Here is a 21,186-nt window from a genome sequence, read left to right as displayed (position 1 = left end):
CGGGAGAAGAGAAGATGCCGAACCTGTTATGGATGGAAAGGATACTGCTGCTGTTGCTGCTGCTGGCCGCCGGGCCGGGGCTGGTTCACCCTCCGGCGGCGGCGGCCCGAACCGGTGGGGGTGATCCCTGGCAGTTGACCCTGCTGCTCAACGGCGCCCCCGACGGCCTGGTCCTGCCGGTGTCGCTTTACGTGGACGAGGCTCGGGAACGTTATTACGTGGTGGACAGCGGCAGCGGCCGGCTGCTCTCCTACGACCGCCAGGGCGAATTTCTGCGCGCCTTCAGTGCCGACGGCGCCCTGGATCGCCCCCACGCCTTGGTCCGCCTGGATGACCAGACCCTGCTGGTCCTGGAACGGGGTCGCAACAGCCTGACCCGGATCGATCTGCGCCACCGGACCACCGAGCCGGTGGTTTTGCACCACCAGGGCCGGGAGGTCTTCGTCGACCGGCTGGTTGTCGACCGGGGCAATCTTTATGTCCTGGACCGGCTGGGGGGCCGAGTGCTGCAACTCGACGACCGCCTGCAGGTGACGGCGGTACACAACCCCCCGGAGGATACCGGCAACCTGGTGGATCTGCTGGTCCGGGAGGGCCACCTCTGGCTGCTGGATCAACAGCGTCGGCAGATCATCACCCTGACTCCCGAGGGCCAAGCCGGACCCAGCATCGCCCTGTCGGAGGTAACTTTTCCCACCGCCCTGGCCCGGGATCGGGGCGGCTTTTTTTACGTTCTGGACCGCCACCGGGGGCGCATAACGGTTTATGACCAAGATGGTCGGCAGCGCTACCATTTTTTGAGCAAAGGGCATGGGCGCCGGCATCTCTATTACCCGGCGGAGTTGCGCTTTGACCCCTGGGGGCGCCTCTGTGTAGTCGATCAGGGCAACAACCGGGTCCTGGTTTTCGAGCGCCGGGGGTTGAGCCGTCCCCCGGGGGGGGGGACGGCCCCTGGAAGCGAGAGGGAAGAGTTACCATAACGCCAGAGGAGGAACACCATGCGCGCCACCCCGCTCCTTATCAGCGCCATCCTGCTGATCCCGGGTCTGGCCGGCCTGCTGGGCTGGCCGGCAGCCGGGGTGGCCCGGGTGCAGGGACCATGTTCCGACTGCCATACCATCCACAACAGCCGGCAGGGTGAACCCATGACCTACTTTTTCGACCGGGACGAAGGCCAACTGGTGACCGGCGGCGACCCTAACCCGGCCCTGCTGGTAACCGGTTGCGTCGGCTGTCACCTGGGAGTCAACAGCGCCGGCTCCATGCCCTATGTCCTGTCGCTGGAAGAACCGGACTATGGCCTGACCGGCACCGGGGGCAACACCCGGGCGGCCGGCAGTTTTTACTGGGTGGCCCACGGCCAGGATCGCAAGGGACACAACGTGACCGGGCTGGCCGACTGGGACCGGCAGCACGGCTACACGCCGCCGGGTGGTACCGTGTTGCCGGCGCAACTGACCTGCGCCGGCGCCGCCGGCTGCCACGGTTCGCCGGAGGTGGCCACCCCCGCCACCGCCCTGCAGGGCAGTCACCACCAGGAAAAGAGCGGCTGGCGGGACGGCGGCACGGTGGCCACCAGTTACCGCCTGCTGCAAGGTGTGCAGGGACTGGGCGATCCCTCGTTTGAATGGCAACCCAGCGCTTCCCAGCGCAACAAATATTACGGCTACCACCGCAGCGGCAGCAGCGACCCGGCCCCGGACACCATCAGTGGCTTCTGCGCCCGCTGCCACGGCGACTTTCACCAGGCCACCGGCGACGGCTCCCCCTGGTTGCGCCACCCGGTGGATTTCGATTTAAGCCAAGGTGAGCCGCTGGAAGAATATCTGGGCTACAACGGCGGCGATGGTACCGCCAACCCTTACAACGTGGCAGTACCGCTGGCCACCGCCGACACCAGCGACCAGGTACCCGCCACCATCGAGATCAGCGCCGGCGATCAGGCGGTGGTGATGTGCCTCTCCTGCCATCGGGCCCACGGCAGCCCGGTGGACGCCATGTTGCGCTGGGATTACAAGAGTTGGCCGGCAAACGGCTACAACGGCTGCGGCGTCTGTCACAGCAGCAAGAATTGAATTGAGTGGAGGTGTGCCATGCCTTACCAGTTACCGCCATCCTCGCCAACGTTGCTTACCCGCCGCTTTTTGCCCCTTGGCCGCTTGCTGCCGGTGGCGGCGGCCCTGCTGCTGGCCCTGGCCTGGGGGGGGGTGATCCCCCCGGCCGGCGCCGACCACAGCGGCCCCTACCGCCAATCGGCCCACGGCTCCGGCACCTACGGGGTCGAACACCCGTCGCGCAGCGCCGAGGGCTATGCCCGCGGCAACTGCGGCCACTGTCACCTGTTGCACGGCAGCGCCCCGGATGCGGATCCCGCCGGGCCGTATCCCCACGCCCTCTTCGCCCCCACCGACCAGTGGGCCGAGCCCCCCTACGGCGTGGCGGACAACATCTGTTTCGCCTGCCACAGCGGAGCGCAGGGAACGGTGATGCAGGTGGAGAATCTCGATTACGCCACCCGTTACGGCGGCTTCAGCGACTCACCAAGCGACCCCTCTTTTACCTCCGTGTTGGCCGCCTTTAACGCCCCGGTAACCGTGGCCGGCGACGGCAGCACCGACGGCTCCGCCCATAACCTGCACGGCATTCACCAGTTCATGCTGGCCAACCAGGCCCATTTCCCCTGGTACGACGAAAACAGCAATCCCTGCACCGCCTGCCATAACGTCCACCTGGCCCAACGCCGGCAGGTAGAGCCCGGCCAGCCGCCCACCCCGGTTATCTCCAAACCCACCGCCCCCAACCAGCTTTGGGGCGGGGCCGGGGAAACCATGGCCGAGATCGGCTTCGGTGGCTACCAGCCACCGTACTGGAATATACCCGGTAAACGCCATGAACCCCGACCGGCAATCGCCGCCGAACCCGGCCTGACTCCGGATTACGTTGCCTTTTGCACCACCTGCCACAACCCCCAACTGCAGGTCTGGAGCACCGCCCTGGGACGCTATCTCAAGCCCATCGACTGGGGGCCGGACGGCGACAAACACGGCGGCGCTCCCCGGGATGATTATTCGTACTCGTTTACCGATAGTTATGGACTCTCCGATTATAATGACAATAGAACCTTGGAGCCTTACCATAACCATCCGGACGGCAACCTGGTGCTCTCCTGCCTGGACTGCCACGATCCCCACGGCTCGTACAACGCCGCCCTGATTCGCTGGCGGATCAACGCGAGGGCCTATATGGATTCTATGACAAATTATGATTATCCGATAAGCCGCGGCCCTTTCACTGACCATCGTAAAAATATCACGTATGTCTGCAGCAGATGCCATCCCTATGCCGGCGCCACACACCATGGCTACAAGAGGAACGACTACGGAGATGGCCTTAATTGGCGTTTAATGTACGAGTCATGTTACGACTGCCATGCTGATCCCGGCTATCCCGCTTGGCAGGTCAACTGCCTGAGCTGCCACGGCCACGGTTCCACCATGGTCGACAAAGACGGTAACCTGATCAAAACCTTTTAACGATGCTGCCAACCACCATCACCCATAAGCCCGCTTCAGCGGGAGAGGGAAGCGGGAGCAGCCGGCGCCGGCGGCCGGGTCGACACCTGTGGGCTTTTATCTTTCCAGCCCTGGTAATCGGCCTACTCTCCGGCGGCTGCGCGGCCGTCACTGCTCCCCCTTCATCCCCGGCCGGTGCGCCGATTCCGGCCCGGCCTCCGGCCGGGGATGAAGCCCTGCTTTCGCTGTTTATTCAACTTGCAGAACCGGATGGGCCGGCCCTGGTCCGGACCCTGGCCGCCATCGACCTGCTGGCGGCCGACGGGGCGGAATTCGCCCTGCTGCCGGCGCCTCTGACGCTGGAGAGCGCCGCCATTGCCGGCGGGCAGCGGTTTGCGGCCCGGCAACCGGTTCCGGCCGGCCGTTATCGGTACCTGCGGCTAAGCTTCGCCGCCCCCCGGAGCGGCAGCGAGCCCGCCGTCATGCCGGCCGGCTCGGGGTTGAAGCTGCCCTTGCCGGGGGACTTCCGCCTGGCGCCGGGGGAAAGCCAAAGTCTGTTCCTGCACTGGGACCCCGCCGCCGCCCTGGACCCTGCCCGGCCGCGGCAGGCCTGGCGGCTGCAACCGGCAACGCCGCCGCTGCTGACCGACCTGGCGTTTATCAGCGCCCCGGAGATCGATACCGTCTACCTGTTGCGTACCGACAACGACCATATCTGCGGTTCCTTCGCGGTGGCCGGCCGCCCTACCCGGCTGGCCTACGACGACCGCCGCCGGCACCTGTATGTGCTGGCCGCCGGCGCCGGCGCCGTCCAGGTGGTGGAAGCGGCCACCGGGCGAACGGTTGACCGGCTGACCATCCCCTTGACCACCCGCCCCAGCTTCCTGTTACTCGCCGCCGATGGGCAGAGCCTGTATCTCCTTGATGAGGACGACAACCTGCTGCTGTTCGACCTGGCCCGGGGGGCGGTGGAACAGCGCCGCCGCCTGGGCTTTGGCGCCCGCTACCTGCACTGGTTGCCCGACGGTACCCTGGCCCTGGCCGCTTCGGCTTCCCGCGAAATTTACCGGCTGGATCCGGCCACCCTGGCGGTGCTCACCGTCTGGCCGGTGCAAGGTGACCCCGCCGGCCTGCTGGCCGCCGCCGACTTGCTGTTCGTGGCGGAAAACGACGCCGATACGGTGGGCGTTTACCGCCTCCATGACGGCCAGCCGGTAACCAGCATCGCCACCACCGGCGCCCCTTATCGGCTGGTGGCGGCGGAACAGCGGGTTTACGTCAGCAACCGCCGGGGACGGACCATCTCGCTGCTGAGTATGCGTCCTCCAGGCCTGTTGCGGGAGATCGCCACGGAGCACCAGCCCGGGGAACTGGCCACGGCGACCGGTTACCGGCGGCTGTATGCGGCCGACAGCGCCGAGGGCCTGACCATTATCGATCAGGGCTCCCAGCGGGTCACCGGCCGGGTGGAGCTGGGCACCAGGGCCGGGCATCTGGTGATCATCGACTGAACCATTACGCCACGGAGCAGCATTTTTTGACCATGAAAAGCCGCCTCTACGATAATTCGCCAACCCCAACCGCTCGGTTGCGGCCGGCGGTGACGATAGCCGCCCTGTTGCTGTATGCCTCGTTGCTGCCAATTGCCACCAGTTCCCTCTCCGGCGGTGCCGCTCCGGCTGCCGCCGCCGGCCAGCAGTGCTGCGACTGCCACCAGGAAGTCTGCGCCGAAACGGACCACCGCCTGGCCCATGCCCCGTTCAAAGAGCAACGCTGTACGCTGTGCCATGTCAAGGCGGCGAGTCCCCCCCCCGCCGACCGCCGGGAAGTTCCCGGCGCCACCTTCGCCAGTTGGCAAACGGCTCGGGACCATTACTTTCTCCTGCCCCTGGCAATGGCGGAGCGGGAACTGACCATTGTCGCCAACGGCCCGGACGTTACCCCTTTACGCACCACCCTGCTTTTGCCGCCGCTGGTGGCCATCCCGTTGTTGTCCCCGCCCGCCGCCCCCCCGCAAATCATCAACCTGCAGGTCGAGGAAATCAAGCGGGGGGTGGTCTGGAGCGCCACCGTCAGTTGGCAGACCGATCACGTCACCAGCGCCGGAGTGAAATATGGGCACCGGCAGCTTGACCAGCGCCGTTTTGATGATGAGTACCATGGCACTGAACACAGAATGGTTATCAGCGGCCTGCAACCCGAGCAAACTTACCGGCTGGTGGCCCTGGCCCGGGATCTGTTCGGCAACCGGACCACCTCCGCCGAGATTACCTTCTCCACCCGCGACTACCGGCCCACTCCACCTGTCAGCCGGGAGCGAGCGGCAACCACTGCCGGCGCCGCCCGCCCCCGGCTCCAGGGCGAGGTGCAGCAACTGCCCGACCGGCTGTTGCTGCACCTGCAAAGCGAACACCCGGTAACCATGATGCTGGCTGCCCCCGCCAGCACAAAACAACGTGAACCTGAACATCCCGCCATGGCCGATGAGCGCTTTACCAGCCTGGAGGTCTGTTACCAGTGCCACGAAAAGCTCAAGGGGCCGCTTTCGCACCCGGTAGATGTTTTGCCCCCGTCGGGGATGAGCATTGATCGGCAAACTTACCGGCTGCTGGCCGACGGTCGGCTCAGTTGCATTTCTTGTCATCAACCCCATACCGGCGCCCCCCCGTACCGCCTGGCACGCAAAAACCAACGGCGACTCTGCCTGGGCTGCCACGCCGATTACTGAACCAGAGGTAAACCAAATGGCCGTATCCGCACAAGATCATAAACAACGTAAAATGTTGAACCTGGCCGTCAAACGTGATTTGCAGCGCTGGCTGCTCGGGCGCATTTTCGGGGTGGTGCTGCTCAGTGTGCTGCTGGCGGTGCTGATCCTGTTTATCTACAGCTGGCGCGAACTGGGCAGCAGCTTTTATGAAGCCCATTTCACCATCCGCCAGGTCAGCGATCTACTCTGGCTGGCCATGGCGACCGGCGGGGCGATCAGCCTGCTGGGCGGCGCCCTGCTGGCCCTCTTTCTGCCCCAGAAGATCGCCGGACCGCTTTACCGGATCGAGCGGGAGCTGGAACGGGTGCGCCAGGGGGATCTGACCGTGCAGATCAAATTGCGCCGCGGCGATCCCCTGCCTGAAATAGCCGCCGGCCTCAACGGCACCCTGGCGGAATTGCGGCTGCGGGTGCAACAGCTTCAGGAGGCCTGCCGACAGGTAAACGCCGGTGGGGAACAACCGGCGGCAGAGCATCTGGCCCAGCTCTGCCGGGAACTGCAACAGTTGAAGACCAAATGAATACATCCACTCGCCCTGCTACTTGTATCGTACGCCTGCGGCGTTTCCTGGTCCCCGCCGGCCTCCAGCAACGCTTCCGCCTGGTCATGGCCTTGGCCCTGGTCCTCTTCTGCGCCCTGGCAGCCGGGGTGACCTATTATTCCGAACGGCGCAGCCTGGAAGCGCACACCTTCCAACAGGCTGAACTGGTAATGGCCACCGTAGGCGCTACCCGCAAATACATCCAGGAGGATATGCGCCCCCGTCTGCTGGCGGTTATGGCTCCGGAGCAATTCGTTTTGGAAGCGATGTCCAGCTCTTACATTGCGCGTAAGGTGATGGAGTATTTCGGGGAAGAAAACCCGAACTTCCGCTACCGCCGGGTCAGCATCAACGCTCGCAACCCGGAGTTTGAAGCCACCGCACTGGAAAGGCGGATCATCAAATACTTTAGAGACCACCCCGCAAGCACAGACTGGCGCGATATTGTCAGGCTGGAAGAGGGGCGATATTTCATGCATTTCCGACCGGTAACCTACAGCGCTAGCTGCCTGTACTGCCATGGTGAGCCGGCAACGGCGCCATCGACCATCCTGGATTTGTATGGTGACAGCGGTGGTTTTCATAAACCGCTGGATGTGCCGGCCGGCCTGGTTGGGGTGGCCATTCCGGCAGAGAAAGGCATGGCCCGGATCCAGGAAACCGCTTTTTTTCTCTTTGGCGGCGCCATCATGTTGGCCTTGCTCTTGTACAGCATCTTTACCTTCTGTTTCAAACGGCTGATCGTCAATAATTTGCGCCAGATGCTGGCTGGTTTCCGGGGTAGCCTGGTGGATGAAGAAGGTCGGCAGTTGCTGGAGCAGACCCGGCAAATTGACGAAATCGACGAACTCAATAACGCCGCGCGGTTGATCGCCGCCCAAATGGCCCAGTCCCAGCAGCATCTGCGAGAACGGGCGCGAAACCTGGAAGAGAAAGCCACCCTGGAAAAACAGTTACACCAGGCGCAGAAGCTGGAATCCGTCGGCCGTTTGGCCGGCGGGGTGGCTCATGATTTTAATAACATGCTGCAAGGGGTAATCGGTTTCTGCGACATTATGGCGGCAGAGATGGCGCCGGACGATCCCCAACTTGAGAACTTGCGGGCGATCCGCCAGGCAGGTCTCCGCTCGGCCGCCCTGACCCGCCAGTTGCTGGCTTTTGCCAGTCGGCAGCCAGCCATCCCCAAAGTGATCGACCTCAATGAAACCGTCGGCAGTATGCTCCGGATGCTGCAACGTTTAATCGGCGAAGATATCACCCTGGAATGGAAACGGGGGGAAGAGATCTGGCCGGTGCGTATTGATCCCTCCCAGGTTGATCAGATGCTGGCCAATCTGGTAATCAACGCCCGCGACGCTATCAACGGCCCCGGCCGCATTACTCTCACCAGCAAAAACGTCAGCCTGGACGCCACATACTGTGCCGCCACCGCCGGCACCAAACCGGGTGACTACGTGTTGCTGACCGTCAGCGATGACGGTTGCGGCATGGATGCCAAAACTCTGGCCCAGATTTTCGAACCCTTTTTCACCACCAAGGAGCAGGGTAAGGGGACCGGTCTGGGGCTGGCCACCGTTTATGGCATTGTGCGCCAGAATCACGGTTGCATCAATGTATACAGTGAGCCCGGGCAGGGCACCGTGTTCCGTCTTTACCTGCCCCGCAGCCGGGAAAGTGCCGGTCCCGAACCCATCAAAACCAACAGCGCCCTGCCGGGAGGTCAGGAAACCATTTTATTAGTGGAGGATGAAAAAGCGATCCTGACCATGGCGGAAACGATCCTGACTCGGCTGGGTTATCGGGTATTCAGCGCAGCCCACCCTTCCGAAGCGTTGCAAATTGCAGGCGAACAACCGGAGATCGACCTGCTGCTCACCGACCTGGTGCTGCCGGAAATGTACGGTCACCTGCTGGCCGCCCAACTGCAAACTCAGCGACCTGAACTGCGCTGCCTTTATATGTCCGGCTACCTTTCCGCCACCGTCGCCGACCAGGTTAAACTGGACCTTGAGCAGGTCAATTTTATCCAGAAACCGTTCAGCATGGAAGAACTAGCCGCCAAAGTACGCACCGCTTTGACTCGATGACCACAACGCAAGTAAACGTATTCCGGCAGTTTATAATTCCCGGCATTGGAGGTGCTACGTGAACAGTTCCCATCATATTGTCAATCAGGCTTCGCCGGCCACGCCAACCGCGGATTCCGGTTGTTGTTCGCCAGATAAGCTGGCAACGCTGGAGGCGGAAATCCACCGGCTGACATTTTACGACCGCCTGACCGGACTGGCTAATCGTCACCTGTTCTATGACCGTCTGGAGCAGGCCGGTGCCGTTTCGGCCCGTAGCGGCTGTTACTGTGCCATGTTGTTGCTGGACCTGGATCGGTTCAAAGGTATCAATGATCTATGGGGCAGCCGGGTAGGTGACCAACTGTTGCAAATTGTCGCCGCCCGCTTGCGCACCGTGGTTCGCGCCTGCGACACCATTGCCCGCCGGGGGGGTGATGAGTTCGCCGTCCTGTTTCTCAATCTGTCCGACAATGCTGAACTGGCCGTAACCAGGGCGGGCCGTTTGGCGGAAAAGATTCGCCGGACGATCACCGCCCCCATCTGCGGCTCCGAATACGAAATGGACCGGGATTTCCATTTGAGCGCTGGTTTTGGTGTGGTGTTGTTCCGCGGCCAGGAGGAGAGTGCCGTTGACCTGCTGCGCTACGCTGATACCGCCATGTGTCATGCCAAGGAGGCCGGGCCGGGTAATATCCGCTTTTTCGACCCGGCCATACAGATCGCTCTTGAAGAAAGCGAGGCCATGCTTCAGGATTTACGCCAGGCTTTACACCAGGATGAACTGGTCTTGCATTACCAGCCGCAAACCGACGGCAACGGCCACATCGTCGGCGCCGAGGCCCTGGTTCGCTGGCACCACCCCCGACAGGGTTTGATCGCACCGGGGCATTTCATTCCCTTGGCTGAGACCAACGGGCTGATCCTGAGCATCGGACGCCGGGTCCTGCAACAGGCCTGCGCCGCCGCCACCCGCTGGCGCCGGTATATCGGTGCCGACTGGCAACTGGCCGTCAATGTAAGCGCCCGCCAGTTCCAGCAGCAAACATTTGTCGATGAGGTTCGGACCATTGTCGCCGATTCCAGTCTTGAGCCCCACCGGCTCAAGCTGGAGCTAACCGAGAGCCTGGTGCTGTCAGACATTGACGACACCATCGCCAAAATGTGCGCCCTGCGGGAAGACGGTATCGGTTTTGCGATGGACGATTTCGGTACCGGTCACTCTTCGCTGGCCAAGCTGAAACATTTGCCGCTGGACCAACTCAAGATCGACCGCTCTTTTATCGGTGACCTGGAAACCACCCCACAGGACACCGCCATCACCAGAGCAATTATTGCCATGGGCCAGGCCCTGGGACTGGAAGTTGTCGCAGAGGGGGTGGAGACCGAAGGCCAATCGGACTTCCTGCGCCGTCATGGGTGCCACGGGTTTCAGGGCTATTTCTTCAGCAAGCCGCTTCCGGAAGCGGACTTTGAACAACTGCTGCAGGTCGGCGTCCGTCTCCCACAAGCTGCGGTTTGTGGGTAGCGAATCGGCCTAAAAAAACATTCCCCTCGGCGGCCCTCTGCGGGGAAATTCTGGAGGCGGCCAGAAGCCGGGTGCCGGTGGTGGATGGCTTTATCTCCAGCGCTGCCGCCTTGGCCATGGGCCTGGTGGAGGCCGGCCTGAAAATCATGCACGAGATGGCCACCTTCGGCGAGGCCGGGGTGAGCCAAGGTTAGCCAACATCAAATATCGAGTGCAAAGCGGATTGCTCGTCCGACCTCTAACATCTTGTTCCGGGGGAGAGATGTGACCAGTGGGCCGATTTTCCCCTTTGAGACGGTCTGCAAGTGGTCACAATTAAGGGCACAATCCCTGGGCACACCATCGTTGACCGCCGAAAGAAACACTTCCGATGGAATATCGCGCACGGTGGTTGTGATAGGCGCGATGGTAACCTCACCCAGGTACTCCAACACGCTGTCACGGGTCAGGATGAGGACGGGCCGTTTTTTATCCGGTGCCGCGAATTTATACCAGCGTATTTCCCCTCGCTTCATTCATCACCCCATGCCTGCTCGTCTTCCCAAACCGAAAACTCGTCGTCGGCAACCGGATTTTGTTCGTAACCACGACGATGTTTCAGCTCCAGTTGTTCGTTTTTATAACGGGCCAGAGCATCCTGCAGGGCCTTCCTGGTAAAGGCGGACCTACTTGTGTGGAGTTCCTTTGAAACACGGTCGACCGCCTTAACAAGATTATCATCCAAGGTCATCTGAATTGTTCTCATGACACACCCTCCTTAATGTGGGTATCTATAGCTATAGTAACCCACATCGTGGACAATTTCAAACATGTTACGGATGCCATCAAAATTGACAACACAACCGACCTTGAAGAAACCGTTCAAAGACTTGCCTCGGCGGGGATCTGCCAGTTGATGGGGGTTTTGCCGTTGGCGGTCAGGTATTGGTTGGCCTTGGAAAAATGGCGGCAGCCGAAAAAGCCCCGGTTGGCCGACAGCGGTGAGGGGTGCGGGGCCCGCAGCACCAAGTGGCGCCGGGTGTCGATGATGGCCCCCTTTTTCTGGGCGTAACTGCCCCAGAGCAGAAAGACCAAGTGTTCGCCCTGTTCGTTGAGCAGGGCGACAATGCGGTCGGTGAATCTTTCCCAGCCCTTGCCCTGGTGGGAGCCGGCCTTGCCCCGCTCGACGCTGAGGGTGGCGTTGAGCAGCAGCACGCCCTGCCGGGTCCAGCTTTGCAAATAGCCGTGGTTGGGGGGAGAAAAGCCGACATCGCTTTGCAGTTCCTTGTAAATGTTGAGCAGCGAGGGCGGTACCGCAGTGCCGGGGCGTACCGAAAAACAAAGGCCGTGGGCCTGGCCCGGGCCATGGTAAGGGTCCTGACCCAGGATCACCACCTTGACGTCGGCAAAGTGGGTGAGGTTAAGGGCGTTGAACATCTCGCCGCCGGGCGGGTAGATCACCTTGCCGGCCCTCTTCTCTTGCAGCAGAAACTCCCGCAGTTGCTGCATGTAGGGCTGGGCGAATTCCTCCAGCAGCAGGTTCTTCCAGGACTCCTCCAACTGAATCTGCTCGGCGTTGACGCTCATCAACCATTCCCTCAAAAATAATTACCTGCCGGTTTAACGCAGGGCAAACCTTCGGCAAAGCCACAACGGCGACTCGAAGCGGCCAATCTTCACGGTTTACCGGCCTGGTGGGAAAACGCCGGCCGCTTCCCGTATCCGGCCATGCAGTTTGTGTTCGATATATTCCCCGGCCCGGGGGATCATCTCGTCGAGATAAGCGCCGATCTCCTTTTCCGTGGCGGTGGTCAGGGTCTGGCAGAACAGGCACTTGCGCTCGCCGCCGCCGGTGGAGGGCAGGCCGAAATCTTCCAGCACGTGGCGGGTGATCTGCTCGTGGTCGAAATCCTCAAAGACCGGGAAGATGGTGCGAATGCCGAAATGGTCCGAGAGAGCAGCGATTTTTTCCATGAACACCGGGGTCTGTTCCGGGTAGTAGTCTTGCCGCTTGGCATAACCGGCGGCCAGGACCGGTACCAGATTTTCGGTGCAGTAGAGAATTGCCTTGGTGTGCATGGCCACCTTGCAGGCCACGCAGACCAGGTTTTTGCCGTTGTAGCGCGGCATCAACTCTTCGTAGCGGTCTAGCCACAGGCCTTGAAAGAGGCGGCCCGAATCCAGCTCCACCATTTCCGCCGCCGGCATCTTTTCCGGCTGCATGCTTTTTGTGGCCAGAATTTCCTGGGCCGCCGCAAAGCGCTGGCGAGGGAAATCATGGAACCGGCTCATGCCGTTGAGCATGTGCAGCAGGTGGATCTTCACCGGCCGGGGCAGCTCCGGATGCCGACCCAGGGCGGCCAGGGCATAAACCGCCAGGGAATCGGTACCGCCGGAAAAAAGGATGGCAAGCTCCTGTTTGGACATTGGTCGGTTCTCCTTATTTTTTTGATTTTTCCGGCCCACCTTGCTTTAGCCGATCACCCTGCCAAGCTTGTTCAGTTTTTGTTGACTCGGTAGCGGCAGAACAGTTCACCGTTTAAGGTGGGGTGGCAGGATAGCAATTGCAGATCCAGAAAGGGATCGCCCAGGGGTTCGGCGCCGTCCGCAAGGGAGATGGCGGCCCGGTGGCCGGAAAGCTTGGGGGCGATGGTAACCAGCAGTTCATCCACTATCCTCTGCCGCAGGGCGTGAAAGTTCAGGGTGCCGCCACCTTCCAGCAGCAGTTCTTTGACCCCGCGCCGGGCCAGCTTGCGGCAGGCCGCCGCCAGATCCAGAAAGCCGTCTTTGGCCGGCAGGGCAATGACCTCGGCCCGTTGGCCGGCCTGGTCAGCCAGTGATTTGGCCCGCTCAGCGGCGGTAAAGATCAGGGGCCGGGGGCCGATTTGAAAGATTTTCCGTTGCTCCAGCGGCAAGCGGCCGGAGGCGCTGATGATGGCCCGGATCCGGTTTTCCGGTAAAATGCCTCCCGGGCCGCGCATTTCGGCATCCCCCTCGCGCAGGGTGCCGGCCCCCAGCAGGCTGGCGTCGGTGGCCTGCCGGCTTTCCTCCAGGAAACGGCGATCCTGCCGGCTGCCCATGGTGGCCGGGCTGATTCGCCCGCACAAGGTCATGGCCGCTATCAGGCTTACCCGCATCACCACACTGTGCTCCTCTGTTTCATCCTGTTGCTTATGAGTGATCATTGGGGCCACCGGGTAAGCGATCACGGGGTGCCCCGTGATCGCTTACTGTTGCTTTTCCGGTCGCTCCCCGGTACTCTTTAACAGCCCGCCAACATTAGCAAGAGCTTTTATGATCGCGCAAGGACAAATACAACGGGTGCTGGCCACCCAACTGGATTTCGCCGACCTCTCCTGGCGGTTTTCTCCCATCCCGGTGGAAGAGCCCGATGAGGCGCTGGCGGTTTCGATTCAGCGGGTGGGTCTATTGCACCCCCCCATTGTTTACCCGCGGGGAGACGTTTATCAGTTGCTCAGCGGGCAGCGGCGGGCCTGGCTGGCGGTGCGGCGGTTCAACTGCACCGCCCTGCCCTGCCTGGTTTTGCCGCCGGCCATCGGCGATGATGAGTTGCTGGTGCTGGCCCATGAAGCGATTGCCTGCAAACGTGCTCCCACCGTTGTGGAACTGGCCCTGTTCGGCCGCAAAGTGCTCGAGCTGTTGGCTGAAGAGCAACTGCCCGCCCTGCTGTCCCGTTTGTCGGGACCGGCCATGACCCCTTTTCAGCTTAAGCGCTGGGCCGAGCTGGCGGAGTTGGAGGAACCCTTTGCCGTGGCCCTGCACCAGGGGCGGCTGCAGGAGCCGGTGGCCCGGGAGATGCTGACCATGTCGCTGCCTGAACGGCTGACCATTTTTGAGTTGATCGAGCTGTTGCAACTCAGTGCCGGCAACCAGCGGAAACTGACCGAGATCTGTCGGGAACTTTCCCGCCGCCGGCGGGTGTCTATAAGGCAAATTCTGGCCGGCGAGGAAATTCGCGAGATCCTTGATCACCCGGAGATGAACGCTCCCCAGCAAACCGCAGCCCTGATGCGGCACCTCACGGCTTGCCGCTATCCGGAACTGACCGCCGCCGAGCAGGAGTTCAACACCTGGCAGGCGCGCCTGCGGTTGCCTGACGGCTGGAGTGTTGCCCCCACTCGTTCTTTTGAAGATGACCAGGTAACCCTTACCCTCCCGTTGGCAAACCGGGAAATTTTACAACAGTGCCTGCCCCGGCTCCAAGCCGCCCTGGCAAGTGAAAATAATTTTTAGGAGAACCGCAGCAAAATGATGGCCGAACTTACCCTGATCCAAAAAATTGCCGTCTGGGCCCTGCCCCTGCTCTTTGCCATTACTGTGCACGAGGTGGCCCATGGCTGGATGGCCCGCAGGCTGGGCGACCCCACCGCCGAGATGCTGGGGCGATTGAGCTTGAACCCCATCAAGCATATCGATCCGGTGGGCACCATTTTAGTGCCGGGGATTCTGCTGATGCTGGGCGGCTTCATCTTTGGCTGGGCCAAGCCGGTACCGGTCAACTGGCGCAATCTGCGGGACCCGCGGCGGGATATGATTTTGGTTTCGGTGGCAGGACCAGCCGCCAACCTGGGCATGGCCCTGCTCTGGGGGCTGGTGCTGAAAGTCGGCCTAATGCTCAACCCCTCCACCCCCCTACTGGGCCTGCCTTTAATTTACATGGGCGGGGCCGGGGTGCTGATCAACCTGATCCTGATGGTGCTCAACCTGTTGCCGATCCCGCCGCTGGACGGCAGCCGGATCGTCTCCGGGCTGCTGCCCCCGGAGCTGGCCATGCAGTACAACCGGCTGGAAAGTGTGGGTTTCATCATCCTGCTGGCCCTGTTGGCCACCGGCATGCTGGGCAGTATCATCGGCCCGCCGATTTTCGCTTTGCGCAGCCTGATCTTTGCCATCTTGGGGATCTGAACCGCCGTCTGAACCCGCCCACTTTTGGCCCTGCTAACTCCCGGCAACAGCCGGCTGCTGCCGGTGGGCGGCGATGGTGCCGATGGCAAACATGGTCAGACCCAGCACGACGATGCCGATGAGCGGAAAGGACCATTTAATTCCCAACCAGTCGGTGGCAATCCCCGCCGCCAGGGCGCCGGTCAGTACCCCACCGCTCATGGCCAGGTTGTAGACCCCCATCATGGTGCCCTGGCCGTACTTGCGCCCTTCTTCGGTGGCCAGCGCCCCCAGGGTGGGCCAGATGATGGCCTCCGCCAGCCCCAGGACCACGAAAAGCAGCAGCAGACTCCAGAAGTTGCCGGCTAACGGAATCAGAATCATCACCCCGCTCATAAGCAAACAACCGATCCGCAGCAGCGTCGGCTTGTCATGCCGGTCGGCCAGGCGCCCCCCGACCCCCTGCAGCACCGCGTTGATCAGGGTGCGCACCGAAATCACCACCCCGATCTGCACCGCGCTGGCGGCAAAGGCCTGGGTCATGAACAGCGGCAGGAAGGCCATGGTGGGGACCATGATGATCATGGTGGCCAGGCGGGCCAGCAGCAGACCCGAGGTGCGCCGGCTGGCCAGCATTTTAGCCATGGCGGTGAACAGCCCGTCCCCGTTGCCGGCCCGTTCGGGGTCAACGGCCATGGCCGGCACCTGCAGCAAGACCAGCACCAGGGCAAGAAAACTTAAAGCGGCCATGGCATGAAAGGCCGCCGCCATGCCCCAGAGGTCGGTGAAGATACCGCCCAGCAGCGGGCCGCTGCCGATCCCGGCAAAAATAGCGGAGTTAAGCAACCCCATGTAGCGTCCTTCTTCCCCCATGGGCGCCAGATCACTAACGTAAGCCATGGCCACCGGCACGATCATCGCCGAGCCCACCCCGTGCAAGGCCCGGATCAGTACCAGGTTCTCCACCGAGGTAGCCAGGGGGATCAGCAGACCGACGGTGCCGAAGACCAGCAGCCCGGCCAGCATGAACCCTTTGCGCCCCCAGCGATCGGAAAGGATCCCCACCACCGGCTGACAGACCCCGCGGGTAATGGAAAAAGAGGCGATGATGAACCCCAGGGCCAGGCCGCTGGCCCCCAGGCTGGTGGCAAACACCGGCATCACCGGCACTATGATGCCGATTCCCAGCAGAGCGGTAAAAACGGCAAAAAGCAGTGGCAGCAGCAAGCGATATGGCATCAGCGGGCCACCACCGGGTAATGCGGGGAGTTAAGGTTGACAAGCAAAAGCGCAACCGCTATGGGAAGGCAGGATCCTGATTTTTCAGCACCGGCAGCAGGAGCAAACTTGGCTGGTTTGGGCGGAGTTATCTGCAAAATATTTCTCTCGAGGGTTTAGTCATGGACGATTTTTTCGGAACCGGCGATCAGGCCGGCCAGTTGCTGCAGCAGTTCATGGAGATGACGTTGTCCTTTGCACCCAAAATCGTGCTGGCCCTGGCGACTCTGCTGGTCGGCCTTTGGCTGATCAATCGGCTGGTAAATCTGCTTGCGCGGAAACTTGAAAGCAAAGACCCCACCCTGGTCAAATTTCTCTGCAGCTTCGCCGGGGTTACCCTGAAGATTCTGCTGCTGATTTCCGTGGCCTCCATGGTCGGTGTGGCCACCACATCGTTCATTGCCGTTATCGGTGCCGCCGGCCTGGCGGTGGGGCTGGCGCTGCAGGGCAGCCTGGCCAACTTTGCCGGCGGGGTACTGATCCTGATCTTCAAGCCCTTCAAGGTCGGCGACACCATCGAGGCCCAGGGTTTCCTGGGGGCGGTGGCGGAGATCCAGATCCTCTATACCGTGGTCAACACCTTCGACAATCGGCGCATCGTAATTCCCAACGGCAGCCTGGCCAACTCCGCCGTGGTCAATGTAGGCATTTACGACAAACGCCGCTGCGACATGACCTTCGGCATCCATTACGACGATGACATCGACCAGGCCAAGGAAATTTGCCGACGCCTGGTGGAGGAAGACCCACGCTCCCTGGCCGAGCCGGAGCCCCGGATCTGTGTCGGTGGCCTGGGTGACAGCTCGGTGGACCTCATCGTGCGGGCCTGGGTGCCCACCGATGATCTCTGGCCCTATTACTGGGATATGCAGGAAAAGGTCAAAAAGGCCTTTGACGCCGAAGGGATCACCATTCCATTCCCCCAGCGGGACGTGCATTTTTACCAGGAAAAGCCGGCCGCTTGAAGCTTTTGCCGGGGCAAGCGGGCCGGCTATCATGCCGATCCGCTTGCCCTGTTGTGGCGCAATCACCGCCCGCTACTTTAGTCGTCCGGCTCCAAGGCCTTCTCCAAGGCCTCGTTGATATCGTGCACCAGGTGGAACTTCACCTTCTTTCTGGCGCTTTCCGGCAGCTCGGTAAGATCCTTTTCGTTGAGCTTGGGCAGAATAACCTCGCTGATGTCGGCCCTCACCGCCGCCAGCACCTTTTCCTTGATGCCGCCCACCGGCAAAACATCGCCCCGCAGGGTGATCTCGCCGGTCATGGCCACTTCCCGGCGCACCGGGCGACCCATGAGCTGAGAGGCCAGGGAAACCACCATCGCCACCCCGGCCGAGGGGCCGTCCTTGGGGATTGCCCCTTCGGGGACATGGACATGGAGGTCGTTGTCGGCGAAAATCTTTTCATCCAGCCCCAGTTTGTCGGTATGCGAGCGGATATAGGTAAGAGCCGCATTGGCCGACTCCTTCATCACCTCGCCGAGCTTGCCGGTTAAACTCAGGTTGCCCTTGCCCTTCATCCGGGCGGTTTCGATAAAGAGCAGATCGCCGCCCACCGGGGTCCAGGCCAGGCCGGTGGCCAACCCCGGCCCCCAGGTGCGGGCCTTGCTTTCCGAAAAAAACTGGGGCGGGCCCAGGTACTCGGCCAGGTCGTCGGGACCGACCTCGATTAAGCCGCTGTGCCCTTCCACGATTTTTCTGGCCACCCCCCGGCAGACTCCGCCGATCTTGCGTTCCAGGTTACGTACCCCGGCCTCCCGGGTGTAGGAACGGATTATCCCGGCCAGGGCCTGGTCGCTTAAACGCAGGTCATCCTCGCTGATGGCGTGGGCTTCCAACTGCTTGGGCACCAGGTGGCGCCGGGCGATGTGCATCTTCTCCTCTTCGGTGTAACCGGAAAGCTCGATCACCTCCATGCGGTCCCGCAGGGGGCCGGGAATATTATCCAGCAGGTTGGCGGTGGTGATGAACATTACCCGGGAGAGATCGAAGGGAATCTCCAGGTAGTGGTCGGAAAAGGAGAAATTCTGTTCCGGGTCCAGCACCTCAAGCAGGGCCGAGGAGGGGTCGCCACGGAAATCCATCCCCAGTTTGTCGATTTCATCCAGCATGAAAAGCGGATTACAGGAGCCGGCCTTGCGCAGGCTTTGAATGATGCGGCCGGGCAAAGCGCCGATATAGGTCCGCCGATGGCCCCGGATCTCCGCTTCGTCCCGCACCCCGCCCAGCGAGATGCGCACGAATTTGCGCCCCATGCTGCGGGCAATGGACTGCCCCAAAGAGGTCTTGCCCACCCCCGGCGGACCGGCAAAACAGAGGATGGGGCCGTGCATGTCATGCTTGAGTTTGCGCACCGCCAAAAACTCGATGATTCGCTTCTTGATGTCATCCAGACCGTAATGATCGGCATCCAGCACTTCCTGGGCCCGTTTGAGATCCAGGTTGTCCTCGGTGCAGGTCTGCCAGGGCAGGTCGATGAGCCAGTCCAGATAAGTGCGGGAAACCGTGTATTCCGGGGATGAGGGGGAGATACGGTTAAGCCGGTCCAGCTCCTTTTCCGCCGTTTTTTTGGGTTCTTCCGGTAAGTCGGACGCCTCCAGGCGTTCGCGCAGATCTTTTAAGTCAATGTTCTCATCATCTTCGCCCAGCTCCTTGCGGATAGCCTTGAGTTGTTCGCGAAGGAAAAACTCCCGCTGTTTTTTATCCATGTCCTGCTTGATCCCTTTCTGGATCTTGTGGCTCATCTCCAGGGTCTCAAGCTTTTTGTTCAATTCATGGCCCACCCGGTTGAGCAGCGCTTTGAGGTCTTCGATCTCCAGGACCGCTTCTTCCTCTTCCATGCTCAAGCCAACCTGAGAAACGACCAGGTAGGCGATGTAAAAGGGGTTGGTCAGCGCTGCCACGGTCATCCCCAGCTCCTTGGGCACCCCGCCCAGGTCAGCCATTTTTTTGAACTGGTTGCGGATGTTGAGCAGCATGGCCTCGCTTTCCTGGTCCATGCTCTCTTCCATGGGCACCACCTCCACCCGGGCTTGCAGATAAGGGGTGTGCTGGGTGTATTCCACAATCCGCAGTTTTTTAACCGCGCTGATCAGAACCTGGTAGACCCCGTCGTCGGACTTGATCAACTTGTGCATGTAACCCACCACCCCCATGGAATAAAGGTTTTCACCCTTGGGGGTAGCGGGGATTTCCGGCAGGGCCTCGGAGGGCCTGGCGGTTTCATCCTCTTCCTCTTCCAGCCGGCGATGGGTCACCACCGCCACCAGCCGGTCTTTGATGATGGTTTCATCAACCAGTTGCTGCGAGGAGGGGTGGCTGATCTGCATGGGAAAGCCCATGCCGGGGAAAAAGACAAAACCGTGCAGCGGCAATACCGGCAGTTCTTCCGGCACCGGCAGGTTGGCCGGATTGTTCTTTTTACCCTTCTGTTCCGGGCTCTCTTGCGGCTCGTTTACAATTTCCCGTTCAGCCTCGGGCTGTTCCATATCTTTTTTGTCATCGGTCATCTTGTTTCACCGTTGGTTAATGATAATCACAGGGCGGCGCAAGCGCCGCGGCCTATCCGGCCGATACCGGAATGGTTACCCGCCGCCGCTGTTTGGGCATGGTAATTACCAGGAAGCCCTGGCGGAATTCGGTCCCGGCGGCCGCCACATCAATGGGCCAGGGCAAAGAGATCCGTTTTTCAAAATGGCCCCGTTCAATTTCCAGTTGATGCACCCGCCGCACCTCGGCAGGAAAGTTGTATTTTCGCTCTCCGGAGACGGTAAGCCGGGTTTCCTCGGCGATTACCTGAATGGCGGTCGGATCGACCCCGGCCAGTTCCAGGCAGACGACAAACTCTTGATCGGTTTCAAAAATATCGGTGGGTACCGACCAAGCCCCCGCCATAGGGTTTATTCCTCGCCGTCCCAGTTCCCGGGCCATGCGGTTCATCCCCTTCTCCAGCAGGATGCGCTTGCTGCGTTCATCCATGGTTTCACGCTCCTTAACACAAAAAATCAACAGACAGCTTCATGGCTTACATGCAAATTTACAAATTAAATTATGTGACCGCAAAGGCTGGCTGTCAAGGTGCACTTGCCTGCACAGGTGTTTTACTAATTAATTAAAAGCACTCTTGACATTCGATAACGATAAATATTATTTACTAAGGTTAACAGAACATAAACAGAACGTGGGCTGGGAGCCGATCTGGGCAATCATGGTCAAAATTCTACTGGTTGAAGACAATGAAATGAACCGGGACATGCTCTCGCGGCGCCTGCGACGACGCGGCTTCGAGGTGCTCGAGGCCGTCGACGGCCGCCAGGGTTTGAGCATGGCCACCGCCATCATTCCCGACTTGATCCTGATGGACCTCAGCCTGCCGGAACTCGACGGTTGGGAGACCACCCGCCTCCTCAGGGCCCAGCGGGAGACCGCCACCCTGCCGATAATCGCCCTCACCGCCCACGCCCAGGACAGCGACCGGCGCAAGGCACTGGCTATCGGCTGTGACGAATTTGAAACCAAGCCCATCGACCTGCGGCGGCTGCTAAGCAAGATCGACAAGCTGCTGCATAAAGCGGCCGCCGCCCCTGAGCCCTAACTTCACCGATAACT

The 21,186-nt window shown here is 61.2% G+C and carries 20 protein-coding genes and 1 pseudogene; 13 read left to right on the top strand and 8 right to left on the bottom strand.

Annotated elements, in window-relative coordinates; genetic code table 11:
* The first annotated feature begins 14 nt into the window (after window positions 1-14).
* The 9 genes and pseudogenes from DAAHT2_RS03835 to DAAHT2_RS03795 form a co-directional block, all read left to right on the top strand.
* Window positions 15-980, top strand: a complete 966-nt coding sequence (locus DAAHT2_RS03835; RefSeq protein ID WP_013162987.1) for an NHL repeat-containing protein — start codon at window positions 15-17, stop codon at window positions 978-980.
* Window positions 981-998: 18 nt separating this feature from the next.
* Window positions 999-2,075 (top strand): cytochrome c3 family protein, encoded by a 1,077-nt coding sequence (locus tag DAAHT2_RS03830; RefSeq protein ID WP_013162986.1) that lies wholly within the window; start codon window positions 999-1,001, stop codon window positions 2,073-2,075.
* An 18-nt stretch (window positions 2,076-2,093) separates the two neighbouring features.
* A complete protein-coding gene (locus DAAHT2_RS03825; RefSeq protein WP_013162985.1) occupies window positions 2,094-3,533 on the top strand; it encodes a cytochrome c3 family protein in 1,440 nt (479 codons plus the stop codon).
* Window positions 3,534-3,535: 2 nt separating this feature from the next.
* Window positions 3,536-5,023 carry a YncE family protein gene (locus DAAHT2_RS03820; RefSeq protein WP_013162984.1) on the top strand — a complete coding sequence of 496 codons (1,488 nt, stop codon included), beginning with the start codon at window positions 3,536-3,538 and terminating at the stop codon, window positions 5,021-5,023.
* Window positions 5,024-5,055: 32 nt separating this feature from the next.
* Window positions 5,056-6,240: a cytochrome c3 family protein gene (locus tag DAAHT2_RS03815; protein ID WP_013162983.1), complete on the top strand. Its 1,185-nt coding sequence runs from the start codon at window positions 5,056-5,058 to the stop codon at window positions 6,238-6,240.
* Window positions 6,241-6,256: 16 nt separating this feature from the next.
* Window positions 6,257-6,802: a methyl-accepting chemotaxis protein gene (locus DAAHT2_RS03810; RefSeq protein WP_013162982.1), complete on the top strand. Its 546-nt coding sequence runs from the start codon at window positions 6,257-6,259 to the stop codon at window positions 6,800-6,802.
* The gene (locus DAAHT2_RS03805; RefSeq protein WP_013162981.1) at window positions 6,799-8,910 is read left to right on the top strand and encodes a c-type heme family protein; all 2,112 of its coding nucleotides are present in this window, start codon (window positions 6,799-6,801) and stop codon (window positions 8,908-8,910) included. Before DAAHT2_RS03810 ends, DAAHT2_RS03805 begins: the two co-directional genes overlap by 4 nt.
* A gap of 58 nt (window positions 8,911-8,968) precedes the next feature.
* The gene (locus tag DAAHT2_RS03800; RefSeq protein WP_013162980.1) at window positions 8,969-10,417 is read left to right on the top strand and encodes a putative bifunctional diguanylate cyclase/phosphodiesterase; all 1,449 of its coding nucleotides are present in this window, start codon (window positions 8,969-8,971) and stop codon (window positions 10,415-10,417) included.
* 29 nt (window positions 10,418-10,446) lie between these two features.
* A pseudogene (locus DAAHT2_RS03795) lies at window positions 10,447-10,611 on the top strand (nicotinate-nucleotide--dimethylbenzimidazole phosphoribosyltransferase); the annotation flags it as partial.
* Window positions 10,612-10,617: 6 nt separating this feature from the next.
* On the opposite strand, the gene DAAHT2_RS03790 reads toward DAAHT2_RS03795, so the two are convergent.
* From DAAHT2_RS03790 to DAAHT2_RS03770, 5 genes are all read right to left on the bottom strand, one after another.
* On the bottom strand, window positions 10,618-10,932 hold the full coding sequence (locus DAAHT2_RS03790) for a type II toxin-antitoxin system PemK/MazF family toxin (protein WP_013162979.1): 315 nt from the start codon (window positions 10,930-10,932) through the stop codon (window positions 10,618-10,620).
* The gene (locus DAAHT2_RS03785) at window positions 10,929-11,162 is read right to left on the bottom strand and encodes a ribbon-helix-helix domain-containing protein (RefSeq protein ID WP_013162978.1); all 234 of its coding nucleotides are present in this window, start codon (window positions 11,160-11,162) and stop codon (window positions 10,929-10,931) included. Before DAAHT2_RS03785 ends, DAAHT2_RS03790 begins: the two co-directional genes overlap by 4 nt.
* Window positions 11,163-11,278: 116 nt before the next feature.
* Window positions 11,279-11,983 (bottom strand): uracil-DNA glycosylase, encoded by a 705-nt coding sequence (ung, locus tag DAAHT2_RS03780; RefSeq protein ID WP_013162977.1) that lies wholly within the window; start codon window positions 11,981-11,983, stop codon window positions 11,279-11,281.
* Window positions 11,984-12,079: 96 nt separating this feature from the next.
* Entirely contained in the window at window positions 12,080-12,823 is a 744-nt protein-coding gene (locus DAAHT2_RS03775; RefSeq protein ID WP_013162976.1) for a hypothetical protein, read from the bottom strand.
* Between the two features lie 71 nt (window positions 12,824-12,894).
* Window positions 12,895-13,581 carry a RibD family protein gene (locus DAAHT2_RS03770; protein WP_157861406.1) on the bottom strand — a complete coding sequence of 229 codons (687 nt, stop codon included), beginning with the start codon at window positions 13,579-13,581 and terminating at the stop codon, window positions 12,895-12,897.
* 109 nt (window positions 13,582-13,690) lie between these two features.
* Between DAAHT2_RS03770 and DAAHT2_RS03765 the strand changes: the two genes are divergently transcribed.
* Both DAAHT2_RS03765 and DAAHT2_RS03760 read left to right on the top strand, forming a co-directional pair.
* Window positions 13,691-14,650 (top strand): ParB/RepB/Spo0J family partition protein, encoded by a 960-nt coding sequence (locus tag DAAHT2_RS03765; RefSeq protein ID WP_013162974.1) that lies wholly within the window; start codon window positions 13,691-13,693, stop codon window positions 14,648-14,650.
* Window positions 14,651-14,665: 15 nt separating this feature from the next.
* Entirely contained in the window at window positions 14,666-15,322 is a 657-nt protein-coding gene (locus tag DAAHT2_RS03760) for a site-2 protease family protein (RefSeq protein ID WP_013162973.1), read from the top strand.
* A gap of 33 nt (window positions 15,323-15,355) precedes the next feature.
* Here DAAHT2_RS03760 and DAAHT2_RS03755 read toward each other — a convergent pair whose 3' ends face one another.
* Entirely contained in the window at window positions 15,356-16,540 is a 1,185-nt protein-coding gene (locus DAAHT2_RS03755; protein ID WP_013162972.1) for an MFS transporter, read from the bottom strand.
* A gap of 161 nt (window positions 16,541-16,701) precedes the next feature.
* On the opposite strand from DAAHT2_RS03755, the gene DAAHT2_RS03750 reads away from it, so the two are divergent.
* Window positions 16,702-17,544: a mechanosensitive ion channel family protein gene (locus tag DAAHT2_RS03750; RefSeq protein ID WP_013162971.1), complete on the top strand. Its 843-nt coding sequence runs from the start codon at window positions 16,702-16,704 to the stop codon at window positions 17,542-17,544.
* A 77-nt stretch (window positions 17,545-17,621) separates the two neighbouring features.
* Here the strand turns inward: DAAHT2_RS03750 and lon are convergent, their stop codons facing one another.
* Window positions 17,622-20,087, bottom strand: a complete 2,466-nt coding sequence (lon, locus tag DAAHT2_RS03745; protein WP_013162970.1) for an endopeptidase La — start codon at window positions 20,085-20,087, stop codon at window positions 17,622-17,624.
* Window positions 20,088-20,139: 52 nt separating this feature from the next.
* Window positions 20,140-20,556 carry an Hsp20/alpha crystallin family protein gene (locus DAAHT2_RS03740; RefSeq protein WP_013162969.1) on the bottom strand — a complete coding sequence of 139 codons (417 nt, stop codon included), beginning with the start codon at window positions 20,554-20,556 and terminating at the stop codon, window positions 20,140-20,142.
* Between the two features lie 229 nt (window positions 20,557-20,785).
* Here DAAHT2_RS03740 and DAAHT2_RS03735 point away from each other — a divergent pair, with 229 nt between their 5' ends.
* Window positions 20,786-21,172 carry a response regulator gene (locus DAAHT2_RS03735; protein WP_013162968.1) on the top strand — a complete coding sequence of 129 codons (387 nt, stop codon included), beginning with the start codon at window positions 20,786-20,788 and terminating at the stop codon, window positions 21,170-21,172.
* Window positions 21,173-21,186 lie beyond the last annotated feature (14 nt).

Origin of the sequence: Desulfurivibrio alkaliphilus AHT 2 (assembly GCF_000092205.1) — a bacterium.
Classification (GTDB): Bacteria; Desulfobacterota; Desulfobulbia; order Desulfobulbales; family Desulfurivibrionaceae; genus Desulfurivibrio; species Desulfurivibrio alkaliphilus.
This window is presented reverse-complemented; position numbering and strand designations above follow the sequence as displayed.

Excerpts from the sequence above, each read along its gene's own strand:
- DAAHT2_RS03835 (WP_013162987.1), top strand. The coding sequence starts at position 15 with ATGCCGAACCTGTTATGGATGGAAAGGATACTGCTGCTGTTGCTGCTG.
- DAAHT2_RS03830 (WP_013162986.1), top strand. The coding sequence starts at position 999 with ATGCGCGCCACCCCGCTCCTTATCAGCGCCATCCTGCTGATCCCGGGT.
- DAAHT2_RS03825 (WP_013162985.1), top strand. The coding sequence starts at position 2,094 with ATGCCTTACCAGTTACCGCCATCCTCGCCAACGTTGCTTACCCGCCGC.
- DAAHT2_RS03820 (WP_013162984.1), top strand. The coding sequence starts at position 3,536 with ATGCTGCCAACCACCATCACCCATAAGCCCGCTTCAGCGGGAGAGGGA.
- DAAHT2_RS03815 (WP_013162983.1), top strand. The coding sequence starts at position 5,056 with ATGAAAAGCCGCCTCTACGATAATTCGCCAACCCCAACCGCTCGGTTG.
- DAAHT2_RS03810 (WP_013162982.1), top strand. The coding sequence starts at position 6,257 with ATGGCCGTATCCGCACAAGATCATAAACAACGTAAAATGTTGAACCTG.
- DAAHT2_RS03805 (WP_013162981.1), top strand. The coding sequence starts at position 6,799 with ATGAATACATCCACTCGCCCTGCTACTTGTATCGTACGCCTGCGGCGT.
- DAAHT2_RS03790 (WP_013162979.1), bottom strand. The coding sequence starts at position 10,932 with ATGAAGCGAGGGGAAATACGCTGGTATAAATTCGCGGCACCGGATAAA.
- DAAHT2_RS03785 (WP_013162978.1), bottom strand. The coding sequence starts at position 11,162 with ATGAGAACAATTCAGATGACCTTGGATGATAATCTTGTTAAGGCGGTC.
- ung (WP_013162977.1), bottom strand. The coding sequence starts at position 11,983 with ATGAGCGTCAACGCCGAGCAGATTCAGTTGGAGGAGTCCTGGAAGAAC.
- DAAHT2_RS03775 (WP_013162976.1), bottom strand. The coding sequence starts at position 12,823 with ATGTCCAAACAGGAGCTTGCCATCCTTTTTTCCGGCGGTACCGATTCC.
- DAAHT2_RS03770 (WP_157861406.1), bottom strand. The coding sequence starts at position 13,581 with ATGATCACTCATAAGCAACAGGATGAAACAGAGGAGCACAGTGTGGTG.
- DAAHT2_RS03765 (WP_013162974.1), top strand. The coding sequence starts at position 13,691 with ATGATCGCGCAAGGACAAATACAACGGGTGCTGGCCACCCAACTGGAT.
- DAAHT2_RS03760 (WP_013162973.1), top strand. The coding sequence starts at position 14,666 with ATGATGGCCGAACTTACCCTGATCCAAAAAATTGCCGTCTGGGCCCTG.
- DAAHT2_RS03755 (WP_013162972.1), bottom strand. The coding sequence starts at position 16,540 with ATGCCATATCGCTTGCTGCTGCCACTGCTTTTTGCCGTTTTTACCGCT.
- DAAHT2_RS03750 (WP_013162971.1), top strand. The coding sequence starts at position 16,702 with ATGGACGATTTTTTCGGAACCGGCGATCAGGCCGGCCAGTTGCTGCAG.
- lon (WP_013162970.1), bottom strand. The coding sequence starts at position 20,087 with ATGACCGATGACAAAAAAGATATGGAACAGCCCGAGGCTGAACGGGAA.
- DAAHT2_RS03740 (WP_013162969.1), bottom strand. The coding sequence starts at position 20,556 with ATGGATGAACGCAGCAAGCGCATCCTGCTGGAGAAGGGGATGAACCGC.
- DAAHT2_RS03735 (WP_013162968.1), top strand. The coding sequence starts at position 20,786 with ATGGTCAAAATTCTACTGGTTGAAGACAATGAAATGAACCGGGACATG.